The sequence below is a fragment of the Sporosarcina sp. P19 genome (assembly GCF_002743165.1).
Lineage (GTDB): Bacteria > Bacillota > Bacilli > Bacillales_A > Planococcaceae > Sporosarcina > Sporosarcina ureae.
The window spans coordinates 297,000-310,227 of sequence record NZ_PDYR01000002.1; the positions used below are offsets into that span (position 1 = coordinate 297,000).

Genomic DNA, 13,228 nt, shown 5'->3' on the forward strand with positions numbered 1-13,228 from the left:
TGAGGTGATGTAGGTGACGAAATCACAGTTGATAACGATAAAAGGAACAAAAGACGGCTTAGTATTACGATTAGATGACCATTGCGCATTTACCGAATTGCTAGGTGAGTTGAAAGAAAAAGTGCAGAGCAGCGTACTTGAAGGTGTGTCTGAAGTACAGTTGCATCTAGGACATCGTTATTGTGACGAGAAAGACATGAACAAGATTCAATCGGTCATTCATACTTCCCCTCATTTGCGAGTTTCGAAGGTACATAGTGACGTCATTTCGTTAAAAGAGTGTGAGAGAAAGTTGATCGAGAAGCAGTCCGAAACCTATATAGGAATCGTTCGATCGGGTCAGGTCGTAAAAGCTGATGGCGATTTGGTCATTATCGGTGACGTGAATCAGAGTGCACAAGTCATTGCAGGCGGCAGTATATATGTACTGGGCCGTGTCAAAGGCATTGCGCATGCGGGAGCACAAGGCAATAAAGATGCAGTCATTGCTGCATCTTGGCTGGAAGCAACGCATCTGAAAATTGCGGATAAGATCGAGATCATGACCGACGAATTGACGATTCTTTCTGAGCAACCTGAAATGGAATGTGCGTATCTTCAAAAGAATGGGCAGATTGCGATAGACCGTCTTCAGGAGCTCCGATATTTACGTCCGGACCTTGCTACATTTAAGGGAGGTATATAATTTGGGAGAAGCAATTGTCATTACTTCTGGTAAAGGTGGCGTTGGAAAAACAACAACGTCAGCCAATCTTGGTACCGCTCTTGCGTTACAAGGGAAAAAAGTGTGTTTAGTGGATACAGATATTGGTCTGCGTAACTTGGACGTAATTCTAGGCTTAGAAAACCGGATTATTTATGATTTGGTCGATGTAGTGGAAGAGCGTTGTAAAGTTCATCAGGCCCTTGTGAAAGATAAGCGTTTCGAGGACCGATTGTTCTTGCTGCCAGCAGCTCAGACGACTGATAAGAGTGCTGTGAATCCGGAACAGATGAAAAAGCTTGTTTTAGAATTAAAGCAAGATTATGATTATGTCTTGATTGATTGCCCTGCAGGAATTGAGCAAGGCTTTAAAAACGCGATTTCTGGTGCGGACCGCGCGATTGTCGTGACGACTCCAGAAATTTCTGCTGTGCGTGACGCGGACCGTATTATTGGACTGCTTGAAGCAGAAGAAGGACTGGAGCCGCCGAAATTGATCATCAACCGCATTAGAAGCGGTATGATGGAAAGCGGTGAAACATTGGATGTCAATGAAATTACGACACATTTGTCGATTGATTTATTAGGTATCGTAATGGATGATCAAAACGTTATATCTGCTTCAAATAAAGGCGAACCTGTCGTGATGGATCCGACAAACCCTGCTGCAATTGGTTATCGCAATATTGCACGACGAATCTTAGGTGAGTCTGTGCCATTGATGACGATGGAGAAAAGCAAAGCAGGATTCTTCGGCAAGATCAAGAACATGTTCAGCAAATAATACAAACTTAAATCTCAGTGCCTTTTATGGTACTGAGTTTTTTTCATTCGTCATTTAATTCCCCCTCTTTTCATACACTGCAGGTAAGGGAGGGGACGTGATGAAATGGAAAACAAAATGGATCATCGCTATTGTGCTGATGGTATCTGTTGTTGGTTTATCAAAACTGGAACAACGCCAGTTAGTCAATATACCGATTACGCAATATGTAACGACAGGGAAAGATTTTGTGGTGATGAAAAAGTGGGTGTCTTCCTGGATGGCAGAAGATGAAGTCATCACGGTGTCCGGGAATTCCGTATTTAATCCGTTTGAGACGTACGAATCGTTCCAGCCCTATCAAGATGGTGCTATTATCTCGTATACTCAACCGATGTCGATTACTTCACAAGGAAGCGGGCTAGTCGTCTTTACAGGCTATACAAGACAGTCAGGGAAGACGGTGACTGTTCAGTACGATAACGGTGATGAGGTAACGTATGGATTCGTAGGCTCGTTCTCGACGCTTCCATACACGGCTGTAAGGCTTGGGGATGAGATTGCGATGATGGACGAGGAAGCAGTGTATATCCGCGTGAAACGCAATGGGATACCGCTAGAGCCTACTGTGCTGGCAACGTATATGTCAGGCGGTCAGCAATGAAGTATCGTATTCATCCGGTATTGTTGCCGATCTTTTTATTTTTCATGATCGTCGGTGGTGTGTCATTGTACGCGATGCTCTTATTCTCTTTACTTTTTCATGAACTAGGACACGTATTGGCCGCTCGACACGTCGGGATGAAAATTAGGAGTTGTACAATTTTACCGTATGGAGGGGAATTGCAATTTGTTAATCGGCAGCTGGCAAGTAAACAGCAACGGCTGATCGTGGCGCTCGGGGGACCTGTCGCGACAGCCGTTTTGTTAGTACTTGGCATGTGCTTGACATTCCCGGGTGATGCGCAGTTTGTAAAGATTCAACTGATCTTGTTGAGTGTCAATTTATTACCGATTCTACCTCTTGACGGTGGACAAGTGGTGTCTGTTTTGCTGGAGAGGGAGGCGACGAAATACACTACGCGCTCGAACTTCTTACTGTATTCCATCATCGTGTCTGCATCGCTTTGTGCATTTTTCACTGCGTATTTGCCGGATAGTTTGCCACTCGTCATTATTACATCATTTTTAGCAGTGCAGAACATTATTTCCTATCGTTTTAGAAGGTACGAGCGTGTCTTTGAACAGCTCACTAAAAAAGAAACTTCCTTCTTTTAAAAGATTATAGGAATAATGCTTGACCTGCTCTTTTCTATGTGATAATATTTTACTGTTATTGATTGTAGCACCCGTGCTACAACCGCACTAAACAGGTTCAAGTATTCGTAGGTTGAATCACCTGTCAAGGCGAGTCTGTATAATTAGAGGAGGTGCAAGTATGTACGCAATTATTGAAACTGGTGGAAAACAAATCAAAGTTGAAGCAGGCCAAGAGATCTTCATTGAGAAGGTTGCTGGTGAAGCGGATGAAGTGGTAACTTTTGACAAGGTGCTAATGGTGGGCGGAGATGACGTTAAAGTCGGTGCTCCATTCGTAGAAGGCGCAACTGTAACAGGTAAGGTTGTCAAGCAAGGCCGCGCAAAGAAAATTGTTGTTTTCAAATATAAGGCAAAGAAAAACTACCGTAAAAAACAAGGACACCGTCAGCCATACACGAAAATCGTTATTGACGGAATCAATCTATAATCCGGCATGATACATGTCAGAATTATGAAAGAGCCTTCTGGGCGCATCTCAGTTTTTGAGATGGATGGTCATGCAAACTTTGCTGAACACGGACAAGATCTAGTTTGTGCTGGTGCTTCTGCCGTATCATTTGGTGCGGTAAATGCTATTATGCAATTGACTTCGATTGAACCTGATGTTGATCAAGGTGCGGATGGTGGATACTTACGTGTGGCGTTTCCGGTAACGGATCAAGATGCGCAAGTTCAGCTGCTCCTGCAAGCAATGATTATATCTTTACAAACGATTGAATTAGACTATGCAGATTATATAAAATTATCCTTTAAAAAGTAGGAGGTGGCAGCTATGTTACGTTTAGATCTTCAGTTTTTCGCATCGAAAAAAGGTGTAGGTTCTACTAAGAACGGTCGTGACTCACATTCGAAACGTCTTGGTGCTAAGCGCGCAGATGGACAAATCGTTTCTGGAGGATCAATCCTTTATCGCCAGCGTGGAACAAAAGTTCACCCAGGTGAAAACGTTGGTCGCGGTGGAGATGATACTCTATTCGCAAAAATCGACGGCGTCGTTCGTTTTGAACGTCTTGGCCGCGACAAAAAGAAAGTCAGTGTCTACCCAGCAGCAACGCAAGAAGCTTAATTGGATAGCGTGACGATGTGAAAAGGACTGCACTTGTTGCAGTCCTTTTTCTTATGTCAAGATTGGTGTGTTATGAGCGGATGTTAGGGAAGTATGAGCGCTTCGTTTTGCAGATAGAGCGGATAGCGAGTATGTATGATCGCTTGTACGTTTCTATGAGCGGCTACAGGATTTATTGAGCGCTTACCGATAAATAATGAGCGCTTGACCAATCTAGAAGACGACGGGTCATACATTTCAGGCAATTTGTCTGCCGTTGATGATTTTTTTAGTGATTTGCGCGCGAAAATGCTATACTAAGAAGTACGAAAACAGCTGGTGGTGAAAATATGGGGAAAAATGAGCTAAATGTGTCGCAGGCAGTGAGATTTAGTCGACACGATCACATGAATGATCTGCAATTAATCCTCATGAATATTGATATGGGGAAATATTCAGAAGCGCGAAACTGCATTCTCGAGAAAACGGGGGATATGCAGCGAGAGGCATTGCTTCAGAAATTATCTATGCCTCTTACTGAAGAATGGATCACGACACTTGGTTGGCGATATCCAGTTCTAAAGGTGCAATTGTATTGTGATATTACAGAAAAAATTGATTCAAGTGAAATTGACCAAGAGCTGGTCAAATACTTGGAACAAGTTGTGCTGGCTGTGGAAGCGAAAATCCAGCGCTACGCAGATTGTCCTGTGACGATTGAAGTCACGACGGAAACTGCTTCTTGGAGTATGCAACTGACATTTACCGAGCTGTACGCGAAGCAACTAGACATCCCAGAACATTCATCTCAGCTTACGGTCGAAGTCCTCGGTGAACCGAATCAATGGACGTTTACCATCAGTGGACAATTAGGAGGATTATAAATTATGTTTGTGGATCACGTTAAAGTATTTGTAAAAGGTGGCGACGGTGGCGATGGTATGGTTTCGTTCCGTCGTGAAAAATATATAGCTAATGGTGGGCCATCCGGTGGCGATGGCGGGAAAGGCGCAGATGTCATCTTTATTGTAGATGAAGGATTGCGTACGTTAATGGATTTCCGTTATCAGCGTCATTTTAAAGCGGATCGCGGAGAACACGGTCAAAGTAAAAATATGCACGGTCGTAGCGGTAAGCATATGATTGTTAAAGTTCCGCCTGGCACAGTCGTCAAAGATGCGGAAACCGAAACGATTATCGCGGATTTGGTAGAACATGGCCAGCAAGCAGTCATCGCGCGTGGTGGGCGTGGAGGACGCGGTAATAGCCGTTTCGTTACGCCACAGAACACAGCGCCTGAGCTTTCTGAAAAAGGAGAGCCAGGTGTTAGTAAAGATATCGTGCTTGAATTGAAAGTTCTCGCTGACGTTGGTCTTGTTGGATTCCCGAGTGTTGGTAAATCCACGTTACTATCAGTCGTTTCTTCAGCGAAGCCGAAAATTGCGGATTATCACTTTACTACATTAGTTCCGAACCTCGGAATGATCGAAACAGATGATCACCGTACATTCGTCATGGCGGATTTGCCTGGGTTGATTGAAGGCGCGCATGAAGGGATTGGACTAGGACATCAATTCTTGCGTCACATCGAACGTACGCGCGTAATCGTGCACGTCATCGATATGTCAGGACTTGAAGGTCGTGAGCCGTTTGAAGATTACCAGACGATCAATAAAGAGCTAGAGCAGTACAATATGCGTTTGACTGAACGACCACAAATTATTGTGGCAAATAAAATGGATATGCCGGATGCGCAAGAGAATCTGGAAATATTTAAAGAGGCGCTTGGTGATGAAGAGATTCAAGTGTTCCCGATTTCAGCATTGACGAGAACTGGTTTAGATCCATTACTGTATGCAATTTTAGATCTGCTTGAAACTACACCGGAATTCCCGATGTTGACGGATGTGGATGAAGAAGAAGCAAGTAACTCTGTATTGTATAAGCACGAAACGACTGGACCTGATTTCATTATTTCACGTGACGATGATGGGGCATTCATGTTGTCGGGTTATACGTTGGAGCGTTTGTTCCAGATGACCGATTTCAACTTCGATCAATCAGTCCGCAAGTTCTCGCGTCAGATGCGTGGTATGGGAATCGACGAAGCGTTACGTGAACGTGGTGCGAAAAACGGCGATATCGTACGTATCATGAGCTACGAGTTCGAGTTCTTGGAGTAAGACCGGATTGGCTCGTTTTGGGGGGAGCAAAATGGAACAAATCGGGGAAGGCCAGTTTTATTTAGTCCGCGAAGATGTATTGACCGAGTCAATGCAGAAAATGCTGGAAGCTAAACGCATGATGGCAAGGGGCGAAGTGACGACAATCCAAGAAGCAACCAAACGGGTCGGTCTGTCACGCAGTGCCTTCTATAAATATCGTGATGCCGTGTTCCCGTTCGAATCGATCGCACGGGACCGGATTTTGACGATTTTTATTCAACTGGAAGATTTAAAAGGTTCGTTAGCTGTGCTTTTAGAAGTCGTCTCAGAGGCGAAGTGTAATGTATTGACGATCCACCAGACGATTCCTGTCCAAGGCCGCGCGAACATTACGTTATCGTTGGATGTGACGGAAATGGAAATTAAGGTAGAAGCATTTTTACAGCGACTCAAAGCACCTCGATTTATTGATTCTGTTGACTTAATTAGTTCAGGGGTTTTCTAACCTCTTAAATCAGTGGGGAGATGAAAGAATCATGACAGAAAAGAAGTATGTACCTTCCGTTGCATATTTGGGACCTGAAGCATCATTCACTCATATTGCAGCGTCCGATTTATTCGGCATGGAGGGCTTAACGCCACGTCCGACGATTCCAGATTGTATAGAAGCGGTGACAGAAGGACATGTTGCCTACGCGGTCGTTCCGTTGGAGAATGCACTTGAGGGATCCGTTCCGTTAACGATTGATTATTTATTCAATAGTGAAGAGTTGTTTATTACTGCTGAAATTTCCACGCCAATTGAGCAACATATGTTAGTGAATACATCACAGGTGAATCATTTGGGTGAATTGGATTCGATTCAGTCTCATCCGCATGCGTTGGCGCAATGTCATAAGTTTTTGCAGTATCGTTACCGAGGAGTTCCGCTGATTCAGACGACATCTACGGCAGCGGCAGCGAAATCTATATCTGAACAGCCAGAACTGCGTGTTGCAGCAATTGGCAACCGTTTGGCAGCAGAAACGTACGGCTTACATATAGCAGAAGAAAATATTCACGACTTCCACTTCAACCATACACGTTTCGTCGTGCTGTCGTTGCGCAAGGAGAAGCTGGAGCATTCAAAGCATGTTTCTACTATGAAGACGACGTTGATGGTGAAGTTGCCTGAAGATGACCGCCCAGGGATGTTGCATCAAATTCTGTCAGTGTTCTCGTGGCGCCGACTGAACTTGAGCAAGATCGAGTCACGACCGTTAAAGACGGGCCTTGGTCATTATTTCTTTATTATTGATATTAATGAATCTGAGGAGCATCCGATGATGAAGGGCGCAATGGAAGAGCTAGACGCACTAGGCTGCACAGCACGCTCGTTCGGAACGTACTATGCCTATGAGTCTGGGGAATTTATTTCCTGAGTTAGGATAGGCTGGCAATGGCATGCATTAGTAGATTGGCATGTATTACGTAACTGTACTTGAAAAAGAACTTGAACTGCCCTTGAACTTAACTAAGTTCAAGGGCTTTACTAATTCACGCACTATCGCAAAAAAGAGTTCTACGGTCATCCACTAAAAAAGTAGGATTGAAGCGAAAGCAGACGGCGACTCTTGATGGGTCAGCCCGATTAGCAGAACAATAAAGGAACGAGAGCCGTGACTAGCTCGCTCATCGTGGGCCCATGGGAAAGTGTCTGCCGGCTGGAGTTTCAATCCCGTGCACACTCTATATGAATTGACTTCATTCCACCATCCTCTATTCAACAGGATGGTTATTTATTTGGAATAAACCATTTTCCTACGAATATACATAACAAGAGAGGAGGCCTACACACATTGTCACAAAAGTAGGCGTCCGTTCATACGATGGATTGATGGAAGGGGGAATTGTAAGTGGAAGTTCATATTGTCGTCAAGGGTGATACATTATGGAAGATCGCAAGACAATACGGTATACCGTTTGAGGAATTGAAGCGGGTGAATGCGCACCTGGCGAATCCGGACTATATCGTCCCCGGCATGAAAATATTTTTGCCGATGGATAAGAAAAAGCCTCAACATAAAGGTGATCACACGAAACCGCAGGAGAAGCCAACTGAGAAGCCACATCAGGAAAAACCGATGAAGCCGCCACATCAGGAGAAGCCTTCAAAACCGGCACCTCCACAAACGAAACCATCAACGGATCAAGTGCCGCAACTACCAAAAGCGCCACAGATGCCGCCGATGCAGCAAAAGCCAATGCCGCAAGTACCGCCGATGCAACAGCAACCGGCCCCAGCACCGCCAGCGATGCCGCAACAACCGCAGACTCCAACGGCACCACATATGCCGATGCCGCCTAGTATGCAGGCTCCACCGATGTGGCAGGCAGTATTCCCGATTTGCGGATGGATGCCAATTTTCGATGCGGACTGCCATCCACATATGCCGCAACAACCAATGCAGCCTATGCCGCCGATGCAACCGCCTATGCAGGCACCAATCAAACCGATGCCGCCAAAAGAGTCATCGAAGTGGTGTGAGGAGACACCTCATCACCATAAACCGGTTCCCGCACCTATGCCAGACGGTTGGCAGTTGATCGAATCGAGTTCATTACACATGAAACCGAATCCGATGCCTCAACCAAAACCCCAACCGAAGCCGCCTGTGATGCAGCCAATGCCTCAACAACCTGCACCTATGCCAATGCCTCAACAACCGACGATGCCGCCTAAAGCGGATACTCCGCCGTCATGGTGTCCGTCAAATCAACCGCATTGCTCACCGAATTGGCCGGTTCAGCCTCAATGGTCGACACAACCAGAATGTATGCCGGCGATGCAATGGATGCCATATCCGCAAATGATGCCGATGCCAATGCATCCGATGTGGCAACAACCTCCAGGTTATCAGGGTGATTGTGGGTGTAATGCACCTCCACAACAGCCGATGCCAATACAGGAGGACTGGCATCGAAACCAGTAACCGCGTATGGCAGACAATCAGCGATTTACCAAAATCAAAAAGAATGTCTGGAAAATGGAATCAGGCGGAGCAGTGTATTCTGTAAAGAAGTATGCATCACACGCTCAAGCTGTGAAAGTTCGGCAAGTTCATCAATTACTTAGTGCACAACATTTTCCATATATCTTGCCGATTGTCGATAAATCGGATCCGCTGTTGATCATGCAGCCGTGGCTTGAAAATGCGAAAGCGGTCAACTTTAAGCGTAGAATTGACCGTATTGATTCGTTCCGTGCGCTGCAAGCATTACATGATACGAAATATACGATTGATTGGCAGTCGATTTCCTGTCTTCCGTATTATCATATGATCGAGAAGTGGGAAATCCGGCTTGCGCGGTTTGAAGAGGTGCGACAAATGTGTGGAGCATTTTTGGCTTCCTCGACGATTGACCAGCTGTTAAAATATGGACAGGATGCACTTCACATTGCAAAGAAAGAATCGCCTCCTGTTCACTCGCTGACGCTGTTGCATGGGGATGTTGTACATCATAATATTTTGCGCGACTCAAATGGGAATATTCGCTTTATCGATTTTGATTTAGCCTGCCTCGGAACGGAAGAGGATGAACGTGTGTTGTGGATGCATCGTGTGTTGCCACAAATTTCTTACAATCCGACTTTTTTGATGGGTGAGCATCCGGCGCTGCAAACCTTGTCAAACCAGTCACTAGCGAAGCTTTTATATCCGAATGAAGTGCTTCGGGAATGGTTGCATCTGTTGTCGTTGCCACTAGCGCAACAGCAACGGATGGCCAGCAAACTTCTACATTTCACAGATACCGCGCTCTCACATTGGCCAAGATTATGGTATGATATAGAGCGAATGATGAAGTAGGAGGTTTGATCCATGGCAGGCCATTCAAAGTGGAAAAATATCCAGAACAGAAAAGGCGCACAGGATGCAAAACGAGGAAAGATCTTTCAGAAGATGTCGCGTGAAATTTACGTGGCAGCAAAGTCTGGCGGAGACGATCCAGACACGAATCCAGCTTTACGTCTAGCAATCGATAAATCAAAGAGTGTGAATGTCCCGAATGATGTAATTCAGCGGGCAATCGATAAAGCAACAGGTTCGGGTGCGGATGAAAACTACGAAGAAGTGATTTACGAAGGGTACGGACCAGGCGGCGTTGCTGTTCTTGTATATACCCTGACTGAAAACCGCAATCGTACAGGACCCAATATGCGTGTGGCATTCAATAAAAATGGCGGTAGTTTAGGAGAAACTGGCTCCGTCAACTATTTATTTGAACGCAAAGGCCGTTTGTTCATCGAACGTACGCAAGAAACGGACGAGGACGCAGTCATGCTGGCGGCTTTGGAAGCAGGAGCAGAAGATGTTATTTCGACAGAAGATGGATTTGAAATTCTGACGGAACCCTCTGAATTTCTGAATGTAAAAGAAGCGCTTGAAGCGGAAGATTTAGTATTTATTTCAGCAGAAGTAGATATGGTTCCATCCGTTTACGCGGATTTGAGCGAAGAGCAACAAGAACAGTTTCACGCTATGATCGATGCGTTGGAAGACGATGATGATGTCCAAAACGTGTATCATAATGCGAATGAGGAAGAGTAATCCTTATAAACACAGTGTTCATAGAGGGGTTTATTCCAGTTAATGGGAGTATTTCCCCTTGAAACATCATCGACTAAGACATATGTGTATATTTAGCAGGCATTTGGCTATGACATATGTGTAAGCCTATCTAACCCACTTTGAAACTAACTAAAAGCGGGAAAGATAGGCTTTTTTATGTTAATTGAAGACTTGTTAACTTTCTATCGATTAGAAAAAAGCCATAGACTGTTGAAGCGGTGTTAAAAGTCGTTAAGATAGCAGGTGACAGGTCAGAGGTACGTAAAGATATAAGATATTCGGCCATACCTTGAGACATTACCTCGCCCAAAAACAATTTCAGAATGGATTAGATGTATATAGTTTTTCAAGGTTGTTAGGGCATGAAAGAATAGAGATTACGAAAAGATATTTAGAAGGATTAGAAGACACTACCATAGTTGATAATGCTATAAAAACAAGGCCATTGATGAATTTAAAGTTCCAGTATTGAAAAGAATATATGTTCTTGAATCGTGATACCACTCCCATGACAGACAACTCCATTATGCTGGTATTTGAGATTCTACAGAAGCATATGAATTGAGAGTAAGCCAACACACTTTTAAGCATACGTATTGTCCACGAATTGCAATGTGAGGTAATGAATTGAAAGAACAAAATGATAAGCACAATCCGTTTAATAATTTGGATATATAAACTGGGGGCTCTGACATGCGTATCATTTTACAAACGTTTGGCAAATGCGTATAAGTAGATTAACTAACTGTGCTATTTCTAAGCAGCTTAACGAATATGCTAAGTGCTATTGATTTGTGAATATCAATGCATATACATACGGAGAGTGTATGCTAGGAGCCTGTTAGACAAGGGGCAAGCAGCGGAACTATGGAAAGGTAATATAAATAAAAAGGACTACTTGATTATGAGTGGTCTCCTTTTTTCGTTTATTAAATAGAAAGAATCTTACACTCCTTGTCGTAACAAGCAACAAGGAGTGTGTTGAAATATTTCCGGATATATCGTTATTGACCGATATTAAAAAGCAGATAGAAACTATACCCTGCTTTAGTTGCGGAACAAAACTTGTATTTAAGAGTGTCGAATTTGACGAGGATTTTAAATGTGGAACAGAAGCGACCGTTGCTGTTGATGTACATTGTAAGCCGTGTGATACATATCCTGTAGTTGTCTTGCAAATAAATGTTGAGTAGGCTGTTCTTGTTCATTTAATGGGGCAGGTTAGTAGAAGAAGTTGTTTTTTATACCTTACTGAAGAATATATGACTGGTCTACACTTAGTTGAACAATATATGGAAAAGTAGAAATAAATTAAAGTAGGAGAAATGACTATGACAAGACAATTTTGGATCAATTTGCCGGTTAAAGATACAAATAAATCAAAAGAGTTTTATAGCAAACTTGGATTTTCGACTAATACACCACTTGGCAATAGCGATCAAGTGCAATTAGTCATCGGAGATAGTAATGCTACCGTAATGCTTTTTCCTGTTTCCACTTTTAAAAGTTTTACCCAACATGAAATAGTCGATACAAAACATGCTACTGAAGTATTATTTTCCATTGATGCAGAGAGCAAAGAAGAAGTAGACGAAATAGCAAAGAGGGTAGTAAAGGCTGGAGGTATAACTTTTGGTGAGCCCTCAGAGAACCAAGGTTGGATGTACGGATGTGGTTTTGCTGATTTAGATGGTCACCGCTGGAATGTGTTGCACATGGATATGAGCAAGATGCCGAAGGAGTAAGAAATAGAAAGCTAAATCGCTTATTAAGTTTACTGTTAACTTTACTTTAAGATCATTGAGTTGCTTAGGCGGCTTTTTCTTTATTCAACTAATGGATAAGTTTAGTTGAAGAAGGAACTTAAAAATGATCAAAAAACTAAAAATTTAAAGACAGACAGGAGTTAGACCCTATGATAAAAGGATTCGGAGGAATATTTTGGAGAACTAATAATCTTGATGTTATAAAAAAATGGTACAGTGATGTGTTGAAGATTGAAATAGAAAATTGGAATGGGACTGTGATTAAACCTCAATTAGGAAATGAGACAATCCTATCTTTCTTCACTGAAAACGACAGTTATTTTCCAATAGAACAACAAGTGATGTTAAATTTCCAAGTACATAATCTAAGCGAGACTATTAAGCATCTTGAACATATTGGTGTACCTCTTGCAAAGAAAAAAGAGGTTAGTGAATTTGGAAAGTTTATTTGGATTAAAGATCCTGAAGGTCGAATGATCGAGCTTTGGGAGAAATAGCGGGTTGAAATCATTTGCCATTAAGCTAACTGGCGCTTTAGTGAAAAATCATGTCTGTCTTTGTGATAGCCTTACCTTATGATGCTAACGGGCAGGATAGTCTAAGAGTATTGTTTAACTTGTGTTAATCAATTGGACCAAATTGTTGAAGGAGTTTACCCAGTTCCCTTTTTTAGAGAAGAGTTTAGTTTATGATTAATAACGATAAGCCGTATTATCAATTTATGGTAAACTAAATATTGGGAATACTTTTATACTGTTAGTATGATGGAGTTAATAAGTAGTTAGTAGGAGGAATGTTCAGATGACAAAATATGAATTATCAAACGTGTGGCAGTGGGAAGAAGAGAATTCGAATA

At 43.1% G+C, this 13,228-nt stretch carries 17 protein-coding genes and 1 other annotated feature; all 17 genes read left to right on the top strand.

What is annotated here, in order from left to right; translation table 11 throughout:
• Positions 1 to 13: 13 nt before the first annotated feature.
• On the top strand, positions 14 to 685 hold the full coding sequence (gene minC / locus CSV74_RS04765; RefSeq protein WP_029053692.1) for a septum site-determining protein MinC: 672 nt from the start codon (positions 14 to 16) through the stop codon (positions 683 to 685).
• Position 686: 1 nt separating this feature from the next.
• Positions 687 to 1,487: a septum site-determining protein MinD gene (gene minD, locus CSV74_RS04770; RefSeq protein WP_029053693.1), complete on the top strand. Its 801-nt coding sequence runs from the start codon at positions 687 to 689 to the stop codon at positions 1,485 to 1,487.
• Between the two features lie 100 nt (positions 1,488 to 1,587).
• Entirely contained in the window at positions 1,588 to 2,130 is a 543-nt protein-coding gene (locus tag CSV74_RS04775) for a peptidoglycan DD-metalloendopeptidase family protein (protein WP_099690763.1), read from the top strand.
• Positions 2,127 to 2,744 (top strand): metalloprotease, encoded by a 618-nt coding sequence (locus CSV74_RS04780; protein ID WP_099690764.1) that lies wholly within the window; start codon positions 2,127 to 2,129, stop codon positions 2,742 to 2,744. The genes CSV74_RS04775 and CSV74_RS04780 overlap by 4 nt, the downstream gene beginning before the upstream one ends.
• A 70-nt stretch (positions 2,745 to 2,814) precedes the next feature.
• Positions 2,815 to 2,891, top strand: a sequence feature (ribosomal protein L21 leader region).
• Between the two features lie 13 nt (positions 2,892 to 2,904).
• Positions 2,905 to 3,213: a 50S ribosomal protein L21 gene (gene rplU, locus CSV74_RS04785; protein ID WP_029053696.1), complete on the top strand. Its 309-nt coding sequence runs from the start codon at positions 2,905 to 2,907 to the stop codon at positions 3,211 to 3,213.
• 6 nt (positions 3,214 to 3,219) lie between these two features.
• Positions 3,220 to 3,546, top strand: coding sequence for a ribosomal-processing cysteine protease Prp (locus tag CSV74_RS04790; RefSeq protein ID WP_029053697.1), 327 nt, complete (start codon positions 3,220 to 3,222; stop codon positions 3,544 to 3,546).
• Positions 3,547 to 3,558: 12 nt separating this feature from the next.
• A complete protein-coding gene (rpmA, locus tag CSV74_RS04795) occupies positions 3,559 to 3,852 on the top strand; it encodes a 50S ribosomal protein L27 (protein WP_029053698.1) in 294 nt (97 codons plus the stop codon).
• A gap of 329 nt (positions 3,853 to 4,181) precedes the next feature.
• Entirely contained in the window at positions 4,182 to 4,715 is a 534-nt protein-coding gene (locus CSV74_RS04800; protein WP_051210510.1) for a Spo0B domain-containing protein, read from the top strand.
• Between the two features lie 3 nt (positions 4,716 to 4,718).
• A complete protein-coding gene (obgE, locus tag CSV74_RS04805; protein WP_099690765.1) occupies positions 4,719 to 6,014 on the top strand; it encodes a GTPase ObgE in 1,296 nt (431 codons plus the stop codon).
• A gap of 31 nt (positions 6,015 to 6,045) precedes the next feature.
• Positions 6,046 to 6,501 carry an ACT domain-containing protein gene (locus CSV74_RS04810; RefSeq protein ID WP_029053700.1) on the top strand — a complete coding sequence of 152 codons (456 nt, stop codon included), beginning with the start codon at positions 6,046 to 6,048 and terminating at the stop codon, positions 6,499 to 6,501.
• A 31-nt stretch (positions 6,502 to 6,532) separates the two neighbouring features.
• Positions 6,533 to 7,417: a prephenate dehydratase gene (pheA, locus tag CSV74_RS04815; RefSeq protein WP_099690766.1), complete on the top strand. Its 885-nt coding sequence runs from the start codon at positions 6,533 to 6,535 to the stop codon at positions 7,415 to 7,417.
• A gap of 474 nt (positions 7,418 to 7,891) precedes the next feature.
• Positions 7,892 to 8,968: a LysM peptidoglycan-binding domain-containing protein gene (locus tag CSV74_RS16470; protein WP_143560741.1), complete on the top strand. Its 1,077-nt coding sequence runs from the start codon at positions 7,892 to 7,894 to the stop codon at positions 8,966 to 8,968.
• Positions 8,969 to 8,974: 6 nt separating this feature from the next.
• Positions 8,975 to 9,844 carry a phosphotransferase gene (locus CSV74_RS04825; RefSeq protein ID WP_099690767.1) on the top strand — a complete coding sequence of 290 codons (870 nt, stop codon included), beginning with the start codon at positions 8,975 to 8,977 and terminating at the stop codon, positions 9,842 to 9,844.
• Positions 9,845 to 9,856: 12 nt separating this feature from the next.
• Entirely contained in the window at positions 9,857 to 10,585 is a 729-nt protein-coding gene (locus CSV74_RS04830) for a YebC/PmpR family DNA-binding transcriptional regulator (protein ID WP_099690768.1), read from the top strand.
• A gap of 310 nt (positions 10,586 to 10,895) precedes the next feature.
• Entirely contained in the window at positions 10,896 to 11,078 is a 183-nt protein-coding gene (locus CSV74_RS04835) for a hypothetical protein (protein WP_233190773.1), read from the top strand.
• 859 nt (positions 11,079 to 11,937) lie between these two features.
• Entirely contained in the window at positions 11,938 to 12,351 is a 414-nt protein-coding gene (locus CSV74_RS04845) for a VOC family protein (RefSeq protein ID WP_099690770.1), read from the top strand.
• Between the two features lie 170 nt (positions 12,352 to 12,521).
• On the top strand, positions 12,522 to 12,869 hold the full coding sequence (locus CSV74_RS04850) for a VOC family protein (RefSeq protein WP_099690771.1): 348 nt from the start codon (positions 12,522 to 12,524) through the stop codon (positions 12,867 to 12,869).
• Positions 12,870 to 13,228: the final 359 nt, after the last annotated feature.